This window comes from Roseofilum acuticapitatum BLCC-M154 (genome assembly GCF_030068475.1).
GTDB lineage: Bacteria > Cyanobacteriota > Cyanobacteriia > Cyanobacteriales > Desertifilaceae > Roseofilum > Roseofilum acuticapitatum.
The window spans coordinates 1-21567 of record NZ_JAQOSP010000134.1 but is presented as its reverse complement, the minus strand read 5'-3'; the positions used below and the strand labels follow the sequence as shown (position 1 = coordinate 21567).

General features: G+C 45.7%; 15 protein-coding genes. 10 read left to right on the top strand and 5 right to left on the bottom strand.

Annotated features, from left to right (window positions below; all coding sequences use genetic code 11):
- Positions 1-52: 52 nt before the first annotated feature.
- Positions 53-2971 carry a UPF0182 family protein gene (locus PMG71_RS21060; protein WP_283755700.1) on the bottom strand — a complete coding sequence of 973 codons (2919 nt, stop codon included), beginning with the start codon at positions 2969-2971 and terminating at the stop codon, positions 53-55.
- A gap of 75 nt (positions 2972-3046) precedes the next feature.
- On the bottom strand, positions 3047-4564 hold the full coding sequence (locus PMG71_RS21055) for an MBOAT family O-acyltransferase (protein ID WP_283755699.1): 1518 nt from the start codon (positions 4562-4564) through the stop codon (positions 3047-3049).
- A 204-nt stretch (positions 4565-4768) separates the two neighbouring features.
- On the opposite strand from PMG71_RS21055, the gene PMG71_RS21050 reads away from it, so the two are divergent.
- Positions 4769-6235 carry a cyclic nucleotide-binding domain-containing protein gene (locus PMG71_RS21050; protein WP_283755698.1) on the top strand — a complete coding sequence of 489 codons (1467 nt, stop codon included), beginning with the start codon at positions 4769-4771 and terminating at the stop codon, positions 6233-6235.
- 69 nt (positions 6236-6304) lie between these two features.
- On the opposite strand, the gene PMG71_RS21045 is transcribed toward PMG71_RS21050, so the two are convergent.
- Positions 6305-6613: a DUF3181 family protein gene (locus tag PMG71_RS21045; RefSeq protein WP_283755697.1), complete on the bottom strand. Its 309-nt coding sequence runs from the start codon at positions 6611-6613 to the stop codon at positions 6305-6307.
- 400 nt (positions 6614-7013) lie between these two features.
- Here PMG71_RS21045 and PMG71_RS21040 point away from each other — a divergent pair, with 400 nt between their 5' ends.
- Complete coding sequence (locus tag PMG71_RS21040; protein ID WP_283755696.1) at positions 7014-7949, top strand: acyl-CoA desaturase; 936 nt, start codon at positions 7014-7016, stop codon at positions 7947-7949.
- Between the two features lie 277 nt (positions 7950-8226).
- Here PMG71_RS21040 and PMG71_RS21035 read toward each other — a convergent pair whose 3' ends face one another.
- The gene (locus PMG71_RS21035) at positions 8227-10296 is read right to left on the bottom strand and encodes an ABC1 kinase family protein (RefSeq protein ID WP_347179357.1); all 2070 of its coding nucleotides are present in this window, start codon (positions 10294-10296) and stop codon (positions 8227-8229) included.
- Positions 10297-10417: 121 nt separating this feature from the next.
- Between PMG71_RS21035 and recN the strand changes: the two genes are divergently transcribed.
- The 7 genes from recN (at position 10418) to PMG71_RS21000 (ending at position 19330) form a co-directional block, all read left to right on the top strand.
- Positions 10418-12145 carry a DNA repair protein RecN gene (gene recN, locus PMG71_RS21030; RefSeq protein WP_283755694.1) on the top strand — a complete coding sequence of 576 codons (1728 nt, stop codon included), beginning with the start codon at positions 10418-10420 and terminating at the stop codon, positions 12143-12145.
- Between the two features lie 328 nt (positions 12146-12473).
- Positions 12474-15602: an adenylate/guanylate cyclase domain-containing protein gene (locus tag PMG71_RS21025; protein ID WP_283755693.1), complete on the top strand. Its 3129-nt coding sequence runs from the start codon at positions 12474-12476 to the stop codon at positions 15600-15602.
- Between the two features lie 219 nt (positions 15603-15821).
- Positions 15822-16400, top strand: coding sequence for a hypothetical protein (locus PMG71_RS21020; RefSeq protein ID WP_283755692.1), 579 nt, complete (start codon positions 15822-15824; stop codon positions 16398-16400).
- A 59-nt stretch (positions 16401-16459) separates the two neighbouring features.
- On the top strand, positions 16460-16912 hold the full coding sequence (locus tag PMG71_RS21015) for an ABA4-like family protein (protein ID WP_283755691.1): 453 nt from the start codon (positions 16460-16462) through the stop codon (positions 16910-16912).
- Between the two features lie 140 nt (positions 16913-17052).
- Entirely contained in the window at positions 17053-17238 is a 186-nt protein-coding gene (locus PMG71_RS21010) for a TLTLP motif-containing protein (RefSeq protein WP_283755690.1), read from the top strand.
- A gap of 146 nt (positions 17239-17384) precedes the next feature.
- Complete coding sequence (locus tag PMG71_RS21005; protein WP_283755689.1) at positions 17385-17897, top strand: inorganic diphosphatase; 513 nt, start codon at positions 17385-17387, stop codon at positions 17895-17897.
- Between the two features lie 527 nt (positions 17898-18424).
- Complete coding sequence (locus PMG71_RS21000) at positions 18425-19330, top strand: MBL fold metallo-hydrolase (protein WP_283755688.1); 906 nt, start codon at positions 18425-18427, stop codon at positions 19328-19330.
- Between the two features lie 493 nt (positions 19331-19823).
- Here the strand turns inward: PMG71_RS21000 and ndk are convergent, their stop codons facing one another.
- Positions 19824-20273 (bottom strand): nucleoside-diphosphate kinase, encoded by a 450-nt coding sequence (ndk, locus tag PMG71_RS20995; protein WP_283755687.1) that lies wholly within the window; start codon positions 20271-20273, stop codon positions 19824-19826.
- 124 nt (positions 20274-20397) lie between these two features.
- Here ndk and hemC point away from each other — a divergent pair, with 124 nt between their 5' ends.
- Complete coding sequence (gene hemC, locus PMG71_RS20990; RefSeq protein ID WP_283755686.1) at positions 20398-21366, top strand: hydroxymethylbilane synthase; 969 nt, start codon at positions 20398-20400, stop codon at positions 21364-21366.
- Positions 21367-21567 lie beyond the last annotated feature (201 nt).

Below are 21567 nucleotides of genomic sequence, written 5' to 3'. Positions count from 1 at the left end.
AAACCCTACCGTTGAGATCGGAGCTTGCCATCTGCCTTACCCATTCTAACCTCTAGGGCGGGACAATTTCATCTAAGTTGCGAATGACGGTTGGATTGGGGTTAGCTGAAGGAGAATTCGACGAATTAAAAATAGCATCGATCGCTCTATCTAGAGTATTCGCCATCACGATCTGATTGTTATAAGCTACAATCACGCGCACTAGGGTAGGTAGACTATTTTGCTCCGCTTCTAAATACAGAGGTTCCACGTAAAGCAGGGATTTTTCAATGGGAATAATTAGGAGATTACCCTGAATTGCTTTTGATCCCTGCCGATCCCACAGAGAAATCTGACGGGAAATTTCCGGGTCTTGATTAATCAGAGCATCAATTTGTTCGGGCCCATAAATGAGCTGTTGTTTAGAAAACTGATAGAGTAAAAGTTTACCATAATTTTCGCCATCGGAACGACCCGCTAACCAGGCAATTAGGTTATTACGGCTGGCGGGGGTAAAGGGATAGAGTAAGATAAATTCCTCTCGGTTTTCTGTGGGTAATTTAATAATTAAATAGTAAGGTTCTACGGTTTGGGGTTGACCGCCATAAATTTCTAGAGGAACGCGCCATTGATCTTCGCGGTTGTAAAATACTTGCGGATCGCGCATATGATAAGTTAAAAGTTGATTAGATTGGATATTAAATAGATCTACAGGATAGCGAATATGAACCCTTAGAGATGGGGGCATATCGTCTAAGGAGCGGAACAGCTTAGGAAATATTTTGGCTAGGGTTTGAATCATCGGATCGGAGTCATCGGCAATGAAGAAATAGACCTTGCCATTGTAGGCATCGACGACAACTTTTACGGAGTTACGAATATAGTTAAAGGACAGCTCTCCAGGGTCAGAATAGGGATAGCGATCGCTGGTTGTATAGCCGTCAATAATCCAGTATAAAAAATTTTCTTTATTAGCACTCCGATCGCCACTTAAATCGGTATTAGCAACCACTAAATAGGGGTCTTGATCGAATTGGAGGAAGGGCGCGATCGCCTTGACGCGATCGACGATATTGCGGCGAAATAAAACTTTAGTTTCTGGGGTAAAAGATTGGGTTAACAGCATTTCCCAATCTTTCAAGTATTTAGCAAATAACCACCGTCTCCAACGACTGGCGATCGGGACTCCCCCTGTACCATCATAAAAGTTATATTGGTTGGCATCTCCTTGGGGATAATCTAACTCTGGCTCCGTCGAAGGAGTCATAATATAAGTATTGGTCAATTCCCCATAATAAATTCTCGGTTGACCAATGGGGATACTATCTCGAATTCGAGGTTCCGAAATCCAAACAGGAGTCGTTTCTCCTTGGGGATTTTCTGACCCAATATCTTTGACATAATATTCCGGCAAGCCATCCTCTGCTACCGTATTCACCGGGGACATCGTAAACCCGTATCCATGGGTATAGACTAAATGTTCATTCACCCAAGTTTTGGCCTCTTGAGGAACTCCTTCATAGTCTAATTCTCTAGGGGCTAAAATAACCTGTTGTTTAGAACTTCCTTGATAATCAGGTTTGCGGAAAGTGTAGCGTTCAATATCTGCATCCAGAAATTTATAATATAAGCGAATTTGCTGAAGTTGACGGTTGGTTTGCAATAGGGGGCGGGTATCCCAGAGCCTGATGTTATCGAGCGTGAGTTTATTGTTGAGCAAGTCTTGTACGGTTAACTGTCCTTCAGGATTAAAGGGATAAACTTCAATTTTGTCTAAATTAAAGGCTGACCGAGTAAACTCAATGCTACGCTTGATAAATGGAGTTTCTCGACCCAGTTCATTGGGTTGGACAATTAAGCGTTGACTGAGGACAGGAAGGGCATAGTTACTCACTCCAGCAATCCCTAAATAGAGAATCATTACATAAATCAGGTTTCTCCAAATATCGCATTTCTTCGCCCAATAAACAGAACGACCTAAGAGGAAAATTCCATAGGCGGCTGCCAAAATAGACAGCACTTCAATCATGGGTTTTTGGGTATAAATATCGGTGAAGCTTGCTCCATAAATGACTCCGGTGGGAGAATAGAGCAGTTCATAGCGAGAGAGGGCATAACTATAGGCAACGCTAAACATGACAGCAGCACTGATGACTTGCAGATGGCGGCGCTGTTTAGGGGAAAAACCGGGGAAACTACCGAGGGCTAAACTTCTACCCGATAAGAGATAGATAATGGTAATGCCAAGTAGGGAAAAAACACAGAGGATAACGAGCCAAAATTCGAGGAGATGGAGAACGGGTAAGCTGAAGATGTAGAAGCTAATATCTTGATTAAAGAGGGGATCGACTTGATAAAAGGAGGTGGGATTAAAAACGGCTAAAATTCTGGCCCAATGGCTGGATAAAATGATTCCTAAACCGTAACTTAAGAGAATGGCGATCGCCAGTAAGGTTCTTTGGGGAATGCAAACGAGAAGGATAGGAAAGGCGAGAATGAGTAAGGCTTTCAGGGGAGAAGAGGGTAGCTCTAAAAAGGTGTCAACGGCTGATTCTGGGCGAAAGCGAGGGGGCAGTTCGGGGGTTGGACGGGCAATATTAAAATCGGTATGCCAATATTGGAGGATGACTTCTCCATATTGCAGGAGCATTAATCCCAAGACGAGGGTTAAGAGTCCGAGGGAGACGAATAACCAACCGAGGGGAACGCTTTTGGGATATTTGGGATAAGCGTCTTGATCTTCCGGGGGGTTGGGATGTTTGAGGAGGTTAGCCACCCAGAGGTTACCGCACAGATAAAGGGTGCTGAGTCCAAAAACGATCGCTCCGACGATGAGTTGGGTTTGCACTCGCAGAGAAAATTCAGTCCCATAACCGAGTTCGTTAAACCAGAGTCCTTCGGCAATTAAGTTGGTGGTGATGTCGAAGGTGAGCCATCCTGCCAAGAGGATGACTGATATCCAACCGATTTTGGGCGATCTTAACCACTGCATATTTTGGCGGCGATTGACTCTTTTGGCTTAACATTCAGGTTAGCTACTCCTATTCATAGGATAGCGGAATCGTCGCTAAAAATCAAAGTAAATATAGGGTAGTGCCCCTTGGGGAGCGAGTAACCAGACTAAATATAAACTGATAGGAATTAAAACTAACTTAATGGGCCAATTAAGCTGTAAATTTAAGCGACGCTGCAATAAAAAGAGAAGGGCCATCACACCCACGAGAGCGAATAATATCCAGGTAAATTGGAGGCGATCGATTCCCAAAGTATCCAGATAAATTTTCTGGGTAAATTGGGGATCGGCCTCTTTGCCGAACAAGTGGGAAATGGCAAACCAGGAGTCTTTTAAGTTAGGCAGGCGGAAAAATATCCAAGCCGTAAAGACCATCAGTTGGGTCATGAGCCAAGCTAATACTGTGCCGGGTAAACTTTTCCAAAACGTTTTTAAGGCATAACTTGTTTTGGAAATACTATCGATTAAACGATGGACAACTAATGCCAATCCATGATAAACCCCCCAGATAATAAATCCCCAGGCTGCACCATGCCAAATTCCGGCAATCAGCATGACCATCAGCAGATTGAAACAGGTTCTAAAGAGTCCTAAACGAGAGCCTCCCAAGGGAAAATAGAGATAGTTTCTGAGCCAATTTCCGAGGGTCATGTGCCAGCGTCGCCAAAAGTCGGCGATGCTGGTGGTAAAGTAGGGGTCTTCAAAGTTTTCGGGTAAAGTTAAGCCGAGTAAAATGGCACTGCCGCGCACAATATCGACATAGCCACTAAAGTCTAAATAGAGTTGCAGTCCATAGGCGAGGGTGGCTAACCCTAAATCCCAACTTCCGGCACGGACTAAATGAGTAAAACTGAGGTCTACAATCACGGCTAAACGGTCAGCAATGAGGGCTTTTTTGGTGGCTCCTAATGCAATGAGCCATAAGCCTTCGGTAAACATTTCGATGGTGGGAAATTGAGGATTTCTCAGTTGGGTGGTGAGTTGGTGATAAAGGGTGATGGGGCCGGAAATGAGTTTGGGAAAAAAGAGTTTATAGGCGGCGAATTTGGTGAAACTTTTGGCTGCGGGTGCGCCTCGATAGACATCGACTAAATAGGCGATCGCCTCGAAACAGAAGAAACTCAGTCCCAAAGGGGCGATTACATTGTCACTCACCCAGTCCGCAGAAGCCGTAGCAGTGGGGAGTTGAGCGATTTGACCCACGGAACCGAGGACAAAGGGAATATACTTAAAGCCGAATAACAGAAAGATATTTAAGAGGATACCAAGGACTAAAACAAAAAAACGCCGTTGATTCCAACCCGCTTGAGCAAACTGCCACTCTTGGTTAGAGAGCTGCCAGTCTTGGGCGTGGGAACCCTGTACAGAGTCCGGAACCAGGACTTTGGCTAAACTATAGTTCACCCAAGTCATTGCCAACAGCAGGGGAATATATTGGGGTTGCCAAGAGGCGTAAAAGAGTAATGAGGCGATCGCCAATAACAGAAACCGTGTTTTCCCCGATCGACTTGACCAATAGAGAATACAAACACTGAATAAAAATACACCATAAAGGAGAGAGGTAAAGCTCATGGGTTATGGGGGAGTACCAGAATATAGCCTTGTCCAATGATATCCGGGCAATGGTAGCACAAATTAGACCATTCAATGTTCTCAACCCATACATAAGCGCGGCGATCGCAGAAATATGATAAAACATAACCAAATCTCAATATATCTCCTGAAAACCCATCAGGTTTATGAGTATCGGTAATATAGACTTCTTACTAGGCTGACATGAGTAGCACGATCGCAAGACTTTGGGAAACGATAGTTAACCTAATTAACCATATTTCTACCTCCTCTATTCTCACCATTGGCAATGAACAGATCACCATTCTTGCCATTATCAATATTCTCGTTTCCTTAGCCATTGTTCTCGTCTGTGCCAGACTCCTAAAAAATTTCCTCAAATATCGTCTGCTCCGCAAGCTCAAAATTGATGAAGGCAACCGCCAGGCGATCGCCACCATTGTCAGTTACAGCTTTTCCACCATTGGCTTTTTAATTATTCTACAAACCAATGGCTTTGATATTGCCTCTCTAACCGTACTAGCAGGCGGTTTAGGCGTTGGTATTGGTTTAGGCTTACAAAGCATCACCAAAAACTTCACCAGTGGACTTACTTTACTCGTAGAACGCAAACTCCGCATTGGAGATTTTGTCCAATTTGACGGCATGGATGGCTATGTTAAAGAAATTTCCCTGCGCTCTACCTTAATTCGGACTCGGCGCGGAGGTTCCGTCATTGTTCCCAATAGCCATTTAGTCGAAAATATTATTCTCAATTGGAATTTTGAATCCCCCACAAACCGGATTCAAATTCCCGTAGGAGTAGAATATGGTAGCGATCCAGTTCTAGTCACTGAAGCCCTCCTTAAAGCCGCTTATCTGGAACCTTCAGTCAGTTCTGATCCTCCACCCAAAGTCATTTTTATCGGCTTTGGAGCCAGTTCCTTAGATTTTGAACTCTGGGTTTGGGTTTCCCGTGTAGATTTAGAACCCCATATTACCAGTTCCCTCAATTTTTTAATTGAATATCACCTCAGACAATATCAGATTACCATCCCCTTTCCTCAACAAGATCTCTGGCTCAGAAATCCAGAAGTTCTCTATCCTTTAGGACGCAGAAAATCAGAACTTCAGGAAATCTTAGAAGTCACCCAAAAAACAGCCATTCAGCCACCGCAACCTTTAGCCCTTCGAGATCTACTGCCCCAAGTTACCTATTTTGAAAACTTCACCGAACTGGAATTAAGGCAACTGATTGAAGTCGGATGTCGGCGACGTTTAAGAGCCTCTGAAGTCCTCTTTCGAGAAGGCGATCCAGGTGATGGATTTTATATTGTTCTATCAGGTAAAGTTGAGGTTTATGTCGAAAAAATTAATAAACATTTAACCAATTTAGACCCCGGTAATTTTTTTGGTGAACTGTCCTTAATGCTGGGAATTCCACGTACAGCCTCAGTTCGTGCCGTCGAAGAGACCATTTTATTTGCCATTAATCATAAGGGATTTGAACAACTTTTGCGCGAACACCCAGAACTCTCTGAAGTCATCGTTCAAGAGTTTGCGAAACACCAAGAAGAACTTTCTGAACGACAAAAGCAGTTGCGGGAAATGGGCTTAGTTGATGCCTCTGAAGATGATAAAAATCCGGTGGTTTGGGTAAGAAAAAGACTCAAAAACTTATTTGGTGTTTGATCGGGGACTTGAGGCAAAAGGAAATCGTTATTACCTAATCCTATGACCTATTGCCAGTGCATAACGCTCTTAAAGATTATGTTGAAATTCTTCAAGCAAATCCATTAAATTTAACTGTGCTTGCATGGGCATTAAATCTAAAAGCGGTATTTGTCTGCGTCCTCCCCCTAGTTTTACGGTGATTGCTTGCAGAATTTCTAACACTTGGTTTTCTTCTAAACGATGATCCTCTAATAAAGGATAGAGATGCTCGGCTAAAGGGGTATGAAGATGGGCATCATTGAGATAAAGATGCCATTTGGCAATATCCATATAGACATTTTCGCCGATTTCTGCCGCTAATTTCTCGATTACTTCCGTGGGATAGCTACTGCTCATAGATTTTCCTCCTACTCAGGTTCGATTAAATCAGCCTATTTCATATTACTGCTGATTCTATTTTAAGGACGAATTACCCTATAGGGAATCAACCTAAACTGCGAGATTCCTATAAATATCTTTTTTTTGTTATATACCTTTAAAAGGATTATAGCAGAATTTAAGCCTCTCAATCCTGGGGGAGTCGGGCAGAGAGAACCGTCCCTTCGAGAGCCGCTTAGGTAGAAGTATGAGACGAGGGTTCTCAGGAGCGACAAGCTTTTTTAAAATCAAAAATGGCTGACTCAGTAAGGCTTTGAGACATTAACAAAATCTTAAGAGAACCTAAGATTACCCTGGAACGGTCGAAAAGCTGATACAATCCGTAAAAGTGCTTAATGATTTGATAAAAGGTTCCTGGATGACCAACTACAGTAGTTCTGAAGCCGTAGCCGATCTTAATCGCCGCAGAGTGATTAACACGATCACCCTAACCCTTCCTAGAATTGGGTTCCTAGTGGCGATCGCCGCAGTAATCTGGTGGGAAAAATCGGTTGCTCCCCTTGACATCGCCTTACTCGTCGGTTTTTACATTCTCACCATTCTAGGGGTGAGTGTAGGATATCATCGCCTATTCTCCCATAAAGCCTTTAAAACCGGGCCAATTATGAAAGCCCTAATCGGTATTTGTGCTTGCATATCGACTCAAGGAACGATCGCCAGTTGGGTAAGCCATCATCGTCAGCATCACCTCTACAGCGATCAACCCGGAGACGTTCATTCCCCCCATCTACATGGAGAAAGCTTCTGGGGGAAAATACAAGGATTTTGGCACGGCCATTTTGGTTGGATGGTGGGTGCTACTTGGGTGGAACCCTTACCCTATATCAATGATTTAAAAAGCGATCGCGTCGTGCAATGGGTCGATCGTTTCTGTCTAGTCTGGATAGTCCTGGGTTTAGTCCTTCCGGCTGCCATCGGTGGAGCCATTTGTGGCACTTGGGAAGGAGCATTGCGAGGCCTAATCTGGGGCGGAGCATTACGAATTATGCTCAGTTTCCAAGGAACCCTCACCGTCAACTCCATTTGCCATTTGTGGGGAACTCAACCCTTCAAAACCGGAGATTTCAGCCGCAATAATCCCCTAATTGCCATTATTACCCTAGGAGAAGGTTGGCACAACAACCATCACGCTTTTCCTTACTCAGCTCGGTTTAGCATGAATTGGTGGCAAGTAGACTTTTCCTGGTGGGTGATTTCTATCTTGCAACGTCTCGGTTTAGTTTGGGATGTTAAATTCCCCTCCGATCAAGATATTGAGCGCAAACAACAGGAAGATGCTGTTCTAGCCAATTAGCTCCTAGTTCTTGCTCCAATACTATTTAGGTTGGGTCGTCGCTAGACCCAACCTAACTCTAGAACAATTCACAAAAGGAAAAACCACTTTCCACTGCTTCAGATTCTTGCATTTTGCCTAGGGCAAAGGACTATACAGCAGTTTTCGCTGCTATGCGGTAGACTTTGATCCCCCTTTCATGTCCGCTTGCGGAAAATCCCCCTTAAAAAAGGGGGACTTTCTTATTCCCCCCTCTTATTAAGGGGGGTTAGGGGGGATCTTTTACTACTGCACCTCATTACCGCGCAAAGCGCTGTATCACCGCAGCAGGTAAAGCCAAAGGAGGAGAATCTGACTTAGGAACCGATGCCCACTTTTTTTCAGAAGTCCCCTTTTCTATCTCTTCACTCAGCAAAACTTCCCGAATAAACCGCGCCAAAACCCGTTGAGCCAATCCACTCGCAATTTGTTGTCCCATTTGCTGAGTTTCAGGTTTAAACAGCACTTTGGGCAATAACGGCACAATCTTCATCGGATCAAACCCTTGAGTTTCCTGCACAATTTGTAAAATTCGCTGAATATGTTCAAGATTCTTCCGATCTTCTGGATCGGTTACAGAAACCGGTTGAACTGGATTTTGTCCATTCATCCCCACTGTTTTCCGGAAGCGATAGGTGACATTTTCTAAAGTATTTCGTCCCAGAGCATCCACACTTTTAACAATTTCTTCAACGATGCGATCGCGAATAAAACTCCCTCGATCGGAAAACAGAAAATCAATGGTCTGATTCAACACCACATCTAGATCGTAATCTTGGCTATTGCGGGCATTTTTGAGCAAGTTTTCCAGCCGATTCCAGCGAAAACTACCATCTTTGAATAATAACTCCCTTAAAGAGGTTCGCAATTCTGGGGACTGATCCGTTAATAACCGTTTAGCCACATAAGGATAGGCCTTACTCAACACCTTAAAATTGGGATTTACATTAATGGCAATCCCTTCTAAAGTCACCAGAGAGCGGATAATCAAGGCATAATAGGCGGGAACTCGAAAGGGGTAATCATACATCACCTGAGAAAGTTGATCGGTAATATTCTTAAAGTTTAACTCCGCCACAGATGCGCCCAGAGCATCATTAAAAACCTGAGATAAAGCGGGAATAATCGGGGTTAAATCCGTATCTGGCGTGAGAAATTCTAATTTGACATAATCATGGGCCAAGGCAGAAAAATCTCGATTGACTAAATGAACGATCGCCTCAATCAACCCATAGCGTTGATAAGGCTTAACTTCGCTCATCATGCCAAAATCCAGATAGACCAATTTGCCATCCCCAGAAGCCAGTAAGTTACCCGGATGGGGATCGGCATGGAAAAAGCCATGTTCGAGCAATTGCCGTAGGGAACATTCAACCCCCACTTCAATTAAATAGGACGCATCTAAACCTTGCTGGCGAATTTTCTCTAAATCTGTTAATTTTGTGCCCGTAATCCATTCCATGGTTAATACCCGACGGTTGGTATATTGCCAATAAATTCGGGGCACATAAATATCCGGCAGATAGCCATACAATTGCTCAAAGCGCTCCGCATTTCTGCCTTCATGGGTATAGTCCATTTCTTCATAAATGCGAGCGCCAAATTCATCAGCAATAGCGACGAGATCGCTGCGTAAGCGCCAACTTTTCTGTATCCAACCGGCTAAACTACGAAGAATATACAGATCGAGGGAAATTCGTTCCCGTAAATCGGGTCGTTGAACCTTAATGGCGACGATTTCCCCAGTCTTGAGCTTACCTTTGTAAACCTGACCCAAAGAAGCAGCCGCTACCGGTTTAGGACTAATTTCAGCATAGATAAATTCGGGGCGATCGCCTAACTCTTCCTCAATAAACTGGTACGCCACCTCATTGGGAAACGGGGGCAGTTGGTCTTGAAGCCGGGTTAACTCCTCTAAAAACACAGGGGGCAGCAAATCCGGCCGGGTGGATAAAGCTTGCCCGACCTTAATATAAGCTGGCCCTAATCGGGTTAAGGTCTCCCGCAACTGAACCGCCCTGCGTCGTTGCTGGTTTTCCGAACTTCCGGTTCGTTTATCCCACCATAACCCTACCACTAAGCCCAAAAAAGACCAGACTAGGGCGATGATTCGTCCCCAAACTTCCCAGATACGGGAACGGTAAAAGGCGACTAACTCCAGGGGATCGTAATGGATTTCCGGGGGTTCTACGGCTGAATCATTGGGTATGAGCGTCGGTTCTGACATAGGACTAAAATGTGCAGAAGAAGAATCATGGGGACTTCCAGAGTCCTCAACAGTTGACAACCCCTGTTGATGGGAAGATGAAGATGACATATTGACATTCATGGCTTGAGGTGGGACAGATCGATCGCTTTGTAAAGTAATTGTAACAATTTGCCCTCCCACAAGCTCGATCAATTTCATTCGGTTTCCCGGATCAAGTGCTTTGCTGGTAAGTATGCCGTCTATGTTAATCTCCCTGAAAATTGAGAATTTTGCTTTAATCGATCGCCTAGAATTGGACTTTGGCCCAGGCTTAACGGTGTTCACCGGGGAAACTGGAGCTGGGAAATCGATCATTCTAGATGCCCTGGATGCTGCCCTAGGAGGTAAGTTAAACCCGAAAGCGATCCGTTCTGGAGCTTCTCAGGGGTTAATTGAAGCGACCTTTACCCTCTCTCCCTTCATCGGGAAATGGCTGCAAGAACAGGACATTGAGCCACTCGAAGACGAAACATTAACTTGTAGTCGGGAGATCAAAATCTATGAAGAGACATATCGATCGCGATCGCGCTTAAATGGAATTCTGGTGAACCGTGGACAAATGGAAGCGCTGCGGGAAGGGTTAGCCAGTCTCACGGCTCAAGGGCAAACGGTACAACTCGGAGATCCTCAACGACAAAGGCAATGGTTAGATCTCTATGGGGGGGATGAACTCTTAGCCCTACAGCAACAAGTGGCAATTGCCTATGAAACCAGTCAAAAACTGAAGACTCAACTTCAGCGCCAGCGCCAAGATGAACAATCTCGACTGCAACGGATCGACCTTTTAGAATATCAACTCAAAGAATTAAATCAGGCCCAATTAACAACCGCCGATGAATTAGGCGAACTCGAACAAGAGAGTCAACGGCTCTCCCACAGTGTAGAACTGCAACAGAAAAGTTATCAAATTTATCAAGCTCTCTATCAGGGCGATCGCTCCCTAGCGGCTGCCGATCTGCTCGGACAAGCCAAAACCCTACTCGATGATATTTTACCCTACGATCGCCAACTGCAACCGATTCTAGACTTAGTAAATGAAGCCCTCGTGCAAGTCGAAGAAGCCGGACAACAAATCAATGCCTATGGCGATCGCCTGGAAACTGACCCCGAACAGCTCGATAGGGTCGAATCACGCATCATTGAACTCAAACAAATCTGTCGTAAATATGGCCCATCCCTATCCGAGAGCTTGACCTACTGGCACAGCATTCAAACCGAACTCCAAGACCTCACTGCCAGCAGTGAATCCTTAGAACAATTGGAAAAAAACTATCAACAAGCCCTAGAGCAATTAAAAACATTATGTAATCAGCTACACTTACAACGGCAAAAGGCAGCCGCTAAACTAGAGGCGCGTTTGGTCAAGGAACTCAAACCCCTAGCCATGGATAAAGTGCAATTCAAAGTCGCTCTGAGTGCTATCCCCATAACAGCCACAGGGGGCGATCGCATCACCTTCGGCATCAGTACCAACCCCGGAGAACCCATCCAACCCCTAGCCACTACCGCTTCCGGAGGAGAAATGAGCCGCTTTTTGTTAGCCCTAACCGCCTGTTTCTCCCAGATTAACCCCGTCAATACCCTCGTCTTTGACGAAATCGATGCTGGGGTATCGGGACGAGTGGCAGAGGCGATCGCCGACAAACTCCATCATCTCTCCCAACATCATCAAGTTCTCTGTGTTACCCATCAACCCCTGATTGCCTCCCTCGCCGATCGCCACTTACAAGTGCGTAAAGAAACCATTACCGAAACAGACATCAACGATCCTAGAACCGTCATTCGAGTCACAACCCTCAACGAGCAACAACGCTCCCAAGAACTTGCTCAACTCACCGGAGGAAACTCGGCGATTGAAGCCCTATCCTTTGCCCAATCCTTATTGGTGCAAGCGGCAAAAAAACGTCAACGCTATCATCAGTCCCCTTAAACCCGATCATTATCTTCCATGAACACCTATCTAAATTTCCCAGAGTTGCCCCCACCCAACCCCCTAGACTTATTTTTCGGTACACTGATAAAACCCTTAACCAGCACCAAGGATAGCCCTTGGATACCCCCCCATCCATGGCTGCAAAATTCAATTGCTATTAAAATTAGGCTATCCTAGCTCTTGAATCTTCTCGATTCCTCCTTTAAGATCCACCTAACCGATGGTTTCGTTATCTTAGCTGTAGCTCAATACATTAAAAAAACGCCGTTAGGCCCTTGAGTTTCCTACCAAACCAAGACATAAATCTTATATATCGGTGACATCTATGGCAACCTCATCTTCCAACTCTCCTATTGTGGACACAACCGCCACCACGATCGATATTGATGCAATTAGCGCAGATGGAACTCCGTCCCATACCGTATCCGCAACCGTCATAGATGTAGAGGGAAATGCCACCCAACCGGCTTCCCCAGAACCGAGTACCACCCCCACCAGAGGCGGAGGATTAGTCACCACAGGAGGCGGCGGCGATTTCTCCGCTTTTTTAGCGCCCCTGAAAAAAGATACCTTTAAGCAAGTCGTTACTGATGTTGAAGACAAGCTTAAAGTCGTGAATCAAACCCTATCGATGTTGGATAACCTACTCGATAATCAAGGGTTTGATGCCATCCTCGATGAAATGTTGCGATCGATTACCCTAAAAACCGGGGAACTCCTCAACGCCGATCGCACCAGTATCTTTCTGTTTGATGAAGAAAAAAATGAACTCTTCACCATCGTTGCCAAAGACGAAAAAGGCAACGCCCTAGAAATTCGCATTCCCGCCGACAAAGGGATCGCCGGAGAAGCGGCAACCACGCGCCAAGCCATCAATATTCCCTACGACTTCTACAATGATGAGCGATCGACCACGGCCCAAGCCTTCGACAAAAAAAATGGCTATCGTACCTACACCATGATGGCCATGCCCCTGGAAAACGAAGACACCGGGGAATTAGTAGCAGTCGTCCAACTGATCAATAAACTTAAAGTTGATGTCGATCGCGAAGCCAACTTAGACGAAAAGATCGACTACGACGGCTTCACCAAAGAAGATGAGCAAGTCTTCAAAGAATTTGCTCCCTCCATTCGCCTCATCCTACAATCCTCCAAATCCTTCTACGCCGCCACCCAACGGCAAAGAGCCGCCTCAGCTCTCATGAACGCCGTTAACTCCCTCAGTAAGAGCAGCCTCGATCTAGAAGACACCCTCAAAAAAGTCATGGATCAGGCAAAAGAACTGATGAATGCCGACCGCTCCACCCTCTGGCTCTTAGACGAAGAAAAAGGAGAACTCTGGACAAAAATCCCCATTGGCGGCAACTTAACCGAAATTCGCATCCCCAGAAGCGCCGGATTTGCTGGCATGGTTGCCCAATCTGGAGAACCCCTGCTCATTCCCTTTGACCTCTATAACGATGAGCGCTCCGAAACCTCCAAAAAAACAGACCAAAAAACTGGCTATCGGACCTGTAGTATGCTCTGTATGCCGGTCTTCAATGCCGACGACCAGCTCATTGGCGTAACCCAGCTCATCAACAAGAAAAAACAAGGCGAATATCCCGACTACAACCCCGAACACTGGCCCGAAGCTCCAGAACAGTGGAAATCCAGCTTTAACCGCAATGACCTAGAATTCATGCGGGCCTTCAATATTCAAGCAGGAGTGGCGCTACAAAATGCCAAACTCTTCGATCAGGTCAAACAACAGCAAAAAATGCAGGAAGATATCCTGCGGAGCTTAACCAATGGCGTAATTTCCACCGATAAAAATGGTCATATTATTGCAGTCAACGAATGTGCGAAAGAAATATTAGGACTAGATAAAACAGAACTCGAAGGGCAATTGCTCAAACCCCTCATTCGGATCAAAGAAGGGGACTTCACTAAATGGATGGATGCAGCCCTTGCACCGAAAGAGAATAAAGACCGCCAGCAATTTTATCCCGATCAAACCCTCATCCTTTCTGGAGAAGATGGGGAAGATATTGAGCAGAGCGTCAACCTCTCCATTAACTCTATGAATGATGCCCTCGATCCGACCAAAATCAATGGCGCATTGGTGGTGATGGAAGACATTAGCGACGAAAAACAAGTCAAGAGCCTGATGTATCGCTACATGACCCCAGAAGTAGCGGAATCCCTACTCGCTAGTGGCGACACCGGACTCGGTGGCAAACGCAAAGAAGTTTCTGTTCTGTTTAGCGACATTCGCAGCTATACCACATTAACGGAAAAATTGCAAGCGGAAGAAGTGGTAGCCATGCTCAACAGCTACTTTGAGGAAATGGTCGATTCCGTCTTCCGCTATGGGGGAACCCTAGATAAATACATCGGCGATGCTCTAATGGCGGTGTTTGGCTCTCCCGCTCCCCTAGAAGATCATGCCTGGTGCGCCATGCAAACTGCGGTGGAAATGCGCTATCGCCTGGCCGAATATAACCAGAAGCGCAAAGAACAAGGCTTGATGGAAATTAGTATTGGGATTGGCATTCACTCCGATGTGGTCGTCAGTGGTAACATCGGTTCGTCCAAACGGATGGAACTCACCTCTATTGGAGACGGGGTGAATTTGGCTTCCCGTTTGGAAGGAACCAGTAAGCAATATGGAACGGATATTGTTATTAGTGAGAAAACCTTCATGAGTTATAGCGATCGCGTCTATGTCCGAGAACTCGATAATATTACGGTAAAAGGAAAGAGCAAACCCGTAACCATTTATGAGTTATTGGGCATTCGAGAAGGCACTTCTGTGGTCGGTCGTCCTTTGACAGAACGGCAAGAAGCGATCAGAAACCACTATGAACAGGGACGCAAGCACTATTTACAACCCGCCCATGATAAATTGTCTTACAACGAAATCTTAGCGGTATTGGAGCAGTTAGAAGATTTATCAGACTTGGAGTTGAAGAAAATCTCCTATGATGAAACTCAGATGCTCTCCAAGATGCTGGCCCAGGTTGACCGGGAAGAGTTAATCGAGATTTTAGGGGAAGCAACCCTAAAGCGGATGCTCAATGTTGAAGACCTCAGTCGCAAAAACGTCACCGATACCTACTGGCAAATGACTTTACCAGAAAAAGTTAATGAACTGACTCCCCGTCAAGTGAAGAAATTGCTGCAAGCCAAGGTAAGTCAGTTTGCCGGAGCAGCAGAAACTCGGCAAATGTTGGCCGAAGAAGCTCAGGAAATGACTTCAGCACAACTGCGTAAGTTTATTGATTTGGCTCGCGAACCCTTTGCAGCTAAGGCGAAAGAGTCGTTTAAACAAGCTCAAGAGGAGTTCCAAAAGGTACTAAACGTCGATCCAGAGAATAAAGCGGCTAAATTACATATCCAGCGCTGTATGCTCTATGAAGATAATCCCCCCGATGAAACTTGGGATGGCGTATGGAAACTGACGGAAAAATAGACCCAACCTGAAATCGCTTAAACTGACTTAAACTGAGTTAAGCCTGGGTTGCTTGACCGCGATCGCCTTTCTGGTTTAGATTGGTAAGAGTGGGTATTCTCAGAACATGGGTGTAAGGGTAAACCCCAAACTTAGCTCAGTAGCATCCATGGAACTCTGACATCATCATTCTCATCACTAAAAATTGATTCAAGATTAAATTAACAGCAAATTGGGTTTATGAACGATGTGAATTGGCAGTCGAAATATCAAGATTGGATTGGTAAAGTCCGTCTTTTCTTACGGCAAACTGCCCAAGCCTATCTCTCCGATACACCGAGACTGCCAGAATCTCTTGCCCAACAAATTGTGCCCTTATCCCAAAAAGCGCAAGAAATTAGAAAAATTTATCAAGATGAGTCAGGTCATCTCCCAGAAGGGGACAAGGACTTGCTCTGGCTGGATCAAGTCTCCCAGTTCTTGCGACAATTATCTTCACTCTATTTGTCAGATCAACCCTCCTTACCGCAAAATTTATTGGACTTGTCGAGCCAGGCGCGAGTGTTGGCAAAAGAAGCACAACGGATTCAAGAACACTCCCCTAGCTCTAACCCGACTGCTCCAGGGATAGGCGCAAGTGCGGATATGGATGAGGCCGATTCTCCTCCCACCTTAGCTACAGATGACATCACGATTGAAAACCTGCAAAAAAAAATTAAACTTCAGTGGGCCGATAGCCCGAACCCCAATGCCCCCGAATGGGAACAGTTAATCATCCTATTAGATGTAGCCAAAGGACTCTACCGCAATTTAGTTTAAGGCATAGCTCAGAAAGAGGAGAGTATAATAGCCTCTACTGGGTTATTTAAAGTGAATAGATGCTCGACTGGTTATTTAATGGCGCAAACCTCTTTGTGCTGCCCTTCTGGACGTTGATGATCGTGCTACCCAATTGGGGGGGGACTCGATGGGTGATGAAGTCGTTCCTCCCCTTTGTGGCTCTGGCGGGTTTGTATGTTTATCTACTCGTTGGCACGATTGATGGAGAGTCGGCGGCGGCTTTAGCTAATCCCCAATTAGCGGATTTAGCTCGGTTATTTGCTAATCCCCAGGCAACGGCAACCGGTTGGGTGCATTTTCTGGTGATGGACTTATTTGTGGGACGCTGGATTTATTGGGAAGGACAACGGACTGGAGTTTGGACAGTTCATTCGATTATCCTTTGTTTGTTTGCCGGGCCGATTGGTTTACTCTCCCATATCCTCACCCAAGCCATCCAGGGGCGTTTTTTGACTCCATCTTCGGAATCAACTACTCCAGAAATGGGTTAATCGACAGGTGGTGAAGATTGTTGTCAAACCAACAATCTGGCCCTGCCCCATCAGTAAAATAGAAGGGAGGGGTTGATTAACTTCCCCCTCCCTATTTAATTCTTGTTTTGTTCAATAGAGGTCATTAAGCCCCTTTCTGTATGGAATCAGATAGTGAGTCGGCAAGTCCGAGCCAACCCCGAAAACCGAGGGTGGCAGATGTGATTGGCACAGCCATTGCGTTATTAACCTTGGCCTTACCCCTGTGGGCGATCGCCTACTATTCTTCAGGTAATGTCAGAATTGTGCCGGGTGTGAGCTATCCCTTACCGCAAGCCAGAGAATGACCCCCATTAACTGAAAAAATTTAGCCGATTTAAAATCATTAATTTAGACCCGGACTTGGGAGAGATGACCATCTTCCCCTAAAATTTGATTCGGGGAGAGGAGGCTCGATCTTCCTTTCTCCATCGATCCCATTTGGAGAAAAATCTTGGATTTATCACTCATTCCCGCCCAACCCAAACCCGGCTTATTGAATGTATTGATCGAAATCACAGCCGGAAGCAAGAATAAGTACGAATATGATAAGGAATTACAAGCCTTTGCCCTAGACCGAGTATTGTATTCTTCTGTCCACTATCCCTATGATTATGGATTTATTCCCAATACCCTAGCTGATGATGGCGATCCTCTTGATGGTATGGTCATGATGGATGAGCCGACCTTTCCCGGATGTGTGATTGCTGCACGACCGATTGGAATGCTAGAAATGATTGATGGCGGCGATCGCGATGAAAAAATTCTCTGCGTTCCGGATAAAGACCCCCGGTATAGCAGTGTCAAATCCCTTAAAGATGTTGCCCCCCATAAACTAGAGGAGATCGAGGAATTCTTCAAAAGTTACAAAAATCTGGAGAAGAAAGCTGTAGAAACCCTAGGTTGGAAAGATGTCGATCGAGTCTTACCCTTGGTCAAAAAATGTGTCGAAGCAGGCGCTAAGTAATTAGTCCTGCACAAATCAGGGCCATTCTTCCTAACCCCAACAGGCGTGAGATTCGGGCAACCCTCTCTTTGCTCACGTCTGTTATCCTAGGGGAAAAGTATCCCCCCTGAACCAATAAATTAAGGTAAAATCAGGACATCTAGGTAATCTCAATTCCGAAGACCTACAAAGGTCATCATCCTCAAGGGATGCCAACCATCTCCAATCCCGATCGGGGATTAACCTAGAGTTTAGGGTGCAACAAGTCTCGATCGCACAGACTTGAAATAAAGCGGTATTTATTAACATTGCTCAGACAACAGGAGATCGACCAAGAAAATGAATCAAAGTGATAGTGGGACATCTGAATCAGATCGGGTTAAGATGACCCCATATACTCTGTTTACCTTTCTATCTCCTCTTGTTCATCCCTGTGAAACCCACTAGGAAACCTTAGCAGCAATGGCTAGGCTAGGCATAAGATGACTTACGCTCTGGTCTTTCTCAAAAACAATACTCAGCTAAACCCAGGCTAAATTTAGCGAAAGATGTCACAATCCGATCCCTCAGTTCCTGTTGTCAAACCCGAATCCAACTCGGATTATACCGAATCCGTTGTTGCGTCTCCCTTAACCCTTAAATTCTGGGGTGTTCGAGGTGATATAGCTACGCCCGGTGAACAAACCGTCCGCTACGGTGGCAATACTTCCTGCATAACCTTAGAAACCCCCAAACATCTATTGATTTTTGATGCGGGTACTGGGGTTCGCCTTCTGGGTAAGTATCTCTTAAGTCGAATGCCCGTAGAAGCCCATTTATTTCTCTCCCATTGTCAGTGGGATCGAATTCAGGGCTTTCCGTTTTTTGTGCCTGCGTTTATCCCCATCAACCGATTTTATGTTTATGGCTCTTCAGCAGTCAATGGCGATTCCATGCAACAGCGACTCAAGGAACAAATGCAACCGCCTAACTTTCCAGTCCCCATTGAAATTATGGGATCGGATCTGAAGTTTTGTGATGTGGAGCCGGGAGCGGTACTGAAGTTAGAAGCGATGGAAATTCATACCTGTTGTTTGAATTCAATTAATCAAACTTTGGGCTATCGCGTTCACTATGGAAACCAAGTTGTAGTCTATGCTACAGATATAGAGTCCGATACAGATAACCTCGATCCCCGATTGATTGAGTTAGCCCAGGAAGCCGATGTACTGATTTATGATACCCATACCTGGATGATTGATGAACAGGGGGCTAAGGATAATCCTCAACCGAAAGATTGGAATTGGAAAAGTGGGATTGAGGTGGCGAAAAAAGCTGGGGTGAAGCAGTTGGTGATGTTTCACCACGATCCCGGTTATACGGATGATTCTTTGGATCGGATTGAACGACAAATTCAGGCGGTTTTTCCCCAGGGTAAGTTAGCCCGTGAAGGGATGGAAATTGTGGTTAATTAACAATTCAATTAACAATTAAGATCGGATACAGCAGTTTCCTCTGCTATGAGGTACATTAATGATGGTTTTTAACGATATCTAGAACAGCTCAGAGCTTCTACCAAGTCTATTGTTTGCTCCCCCCATTCCCCCATTCCCCCATTTCCCCATTCCCCCACTCCCCCACTACAGCGCAAAGCGCTGTATGAAGGAGTGGGAGCGTCTCGCTCGCAGGGGAAAACAATAGATTGAAGGAGTGCGAGCGTCTCGCTCGCAGGGGAAAACAATAGATTGAAGGAGTGCGAGCGTCTCGCTCGCAGAGGAAAACAATAGATTGAAGGAGTGGGAGCGTCTCGCTCGCAGGGGAAAACAATAGATTGAAGGAGTGGGAGCGTCTCGCTCGCAGGGGAAAACAATAGATTGAAGGAGTGGGAGCGTCTCGCTCGCAGGGGAAAACAACAGGGAGCAAGATGCTCCCACTCCTCTAATGCATCAAATTAGCTGAAACAGTCCACTACTCGTATAACCAAGAAGTCATACTCGGTTCCCAATCGGCTAATTCATCTTCCTTAAACCAAAGGGCAATTTCCCGTTGAGCCGTTTCAATCGCATCTGAACCATGAATGAGATTGCGTCCCACACTCACTCCTAAATCACCGCGAATGGTTCCCGGTTCCGCACTTAACGGATTGGTTGCACCGATTAATTTCCGGGCTGATGCCACAACTCCATCCCCTTCCCAAACCATAGCAACTACTGGGCTGGAAATAATAAACTCTACTAAGCCAGCAAAAAAAGGCCGTTCCTTATGCACATCATAGTGCTGCTCTGCCAGCTCTCGACTGACCTTCATCAACTTTAAGCCTACTAATTTAAAGCCCTTACTTTCAAAGCGAGTGATGATGTTACCTACTAATCCCCGTTGCACACCGTCAGGTTTAATGGCGATAAAAGTACGTTCCAAAGTTATCTCCTTTTTAGATTAAGCGCTTCCAATTATCTCATTCTTTGCCATCCTCCGATCTCTGCATCTCCATTCCCTGGTACTCTAGATCGAGTGAGTCTATCTGCAAAAAAAACGATCATTAATGACCTCCTCTGCTACAACCCCTACCCGAACTGTACGCCTGGGTTCCCGTAAAAGCCAACTCGCTCTGGTTCAAAGCGAATGGGTGCAAGCTCAACTCCAGGCCCACTACCCCGATACCCAGTTTGAAATTGAAACCATGAGTACCCAAGGGGATAAAATCTTGGATGTTCCCCTGGCGAAGATTGGCGATAAGGGGTTGTTTACTAAGGAATTGGAAGTGGGAATGCTGGCCAAACAAACGGATTTGGCGGTGCATTCTCTCAAAGATTTACCGACTAATTTACCGGAAGGCTTGGTTCTCGGTTGTGTGACTGAACGGGAAAACCCGGCTGATGCATTGGTGGTGAATGCCAAGTATGGGGATAAGACTTTGGAGACGCTCCCGGATGGTGCGGTGGTGGGTACGTCTTCCTTGCGCCGTTTAGCCCAATTGCGCCATCATTTCCCGAAGCTGACGTTTAAGGATGTGCGCGGCAATTTGAATACTCGGCTGAAGAAGCTCGATGATGGGGAGTATGATGCCCTGATTCTAGCAGCAGCCGGTTTGAAACGCTTGGAAATGAGCGATCGCATTCAACAGGAAATTCCCTCTGATATTTCGCTCCATGCCGTAGGCCAAGGGGCATTGGGTATCGAGTGCCGTGAGGGAGATACGGAGATTTTGGACATTATCCAAGTCATCCAACATGAAGCTACTCTCTATCGCTGTTTGGCTGAACGGGCTTTTCTGCGAAGCTTAGAAGGGGGATGTCAAGTGCCCATCGGGGTGAATACCTCTATTGAAGGCGATCGCCTTACATTAGTGGGTATGGTAGCCAGTTTAGACGGTCAGCGCCTGATCCGCGACCAAATTACCGGCAGTTGCCAAGAAGCTGAACAACTGGGAATTAATCTAGCCCAAGAGCTACGGGGACGCGGTGCAGGGGAAATTCTGGCTGAAATTCTGGCCCAAGTTAACCGTAGTTAAGCACCCCAAGTAGGGGCGAAAAATTTTTCGCTCCTACAGCAATCATATCAAGTCCGATTGTTCATGTCCGCGAAGCGGAAATACCATGATTAAAAATTTAGGGAGCGAGACGCTCCCACTCCAGTAATATCAAGGGATTAGAGGAGTGCGGGCATCTTGCCCGCTTCTTAACAGATTTTCATGTCCGCTTGCGGAAACCGG

What these genes read in the sequence shown, in the direction of transcription:
- PMG71_RS21060 (WP_283755700.1), bottom strand. Translation starts at nt 2,971, where the DNA reads ATGCAGTGGTTAAGATCGCCCAAAATCGGTTGGATATCAGTCATCCTC.
- PMG71_RS21055 (WP_283755699.1), bottom strand. Translation starts at nt 4,564, where the DNA reads ATGAGCTTTACCTCTCTCCTTTATGGTGTATTTTTATTCAGTGTTTGT.
- PMG71_RS21050 (WP_283755698.1), top strand. Translation starts at nt 4,769, where the DNA reads ATGAGTAGCACGATCGCAAGACTTTGGGAAACGATAGTTAACCTAATT.
- PMG71_RS21045 (WP_283755697.1), bottom strand. Translation starts at nt 6,613, where the DNA reads ATGAGCAGTAGCTATCCCACGGAAGTAATCGAGAAATTAGCGGCAGAA.
- PMG71_RS21040 (WP_283755696.1), top strand. Translation starts at nt 7,014, where the DNA reads ATGACCAACTACAGTAGTTCTGAAGCCGTAGCCGATCTTAATCGCCGC.
- PMG71_RS21035 (WP_347179357.1), bottom strand. Translation starts at nt 10,296, where the DNA reads ATGAATGTCAATATGTCATCTTCATCTTCCCATCAACAGGGGTTGTCA.
- recN (WP_283755694.1), top strand. Translation starts at nt 10,418, where the DNA reads ATGTTAATCTCCCTGAAAATTGAGAATTTTGCTTTAATCGATCGCCTA.
- PMG71_RS21025 (WP_283755693.1), top strand. Translation starts at nt 12,474, where the DNA reads ATGGCAACCTCATCTTCCAACTCTCCTATTGTGGACACAACCGCCACC.
- PMG71_RS21020 (WP_283755692.1), top strand. Translation starts at nt 15,822, where the DNA reads ATGAACGATGTGAATTGGCAGTCGAAATATCAAGATTGGATTGGTAAA.
- PMG71_RS21015 (WP_283755691.1), top strand. Translation starts at nt 16,460, where the DNA reads ATGCTCGACTGGTTATTTAATGGCGCAAACCTCTTTGTGCTGCCCTTC.
- PMG71_RS21010 (WP_283755690.1), top strand. Translation starts at nt 17,053, where the DNA reads ATGGAATCAGATAGTGAGTCGGCAAGTCCGAGCCAACCCCGAAAACCG.
- PMG71_RS21000 (WP_283755688.1), top strand. Translation starts at nt 18,425, where the DNA reads ATGTCACAATCCGATCCCTCAGTTCCTGTTGTCAAACCCGAATCCAAC.
- hemC (WP_283755686.1), top strand. Translation starts at nt 20,398, where the DNA reads ATGACCTCCTCTGCTACAACCCCTACCCGAACTGTACGCCTGGGTTCC.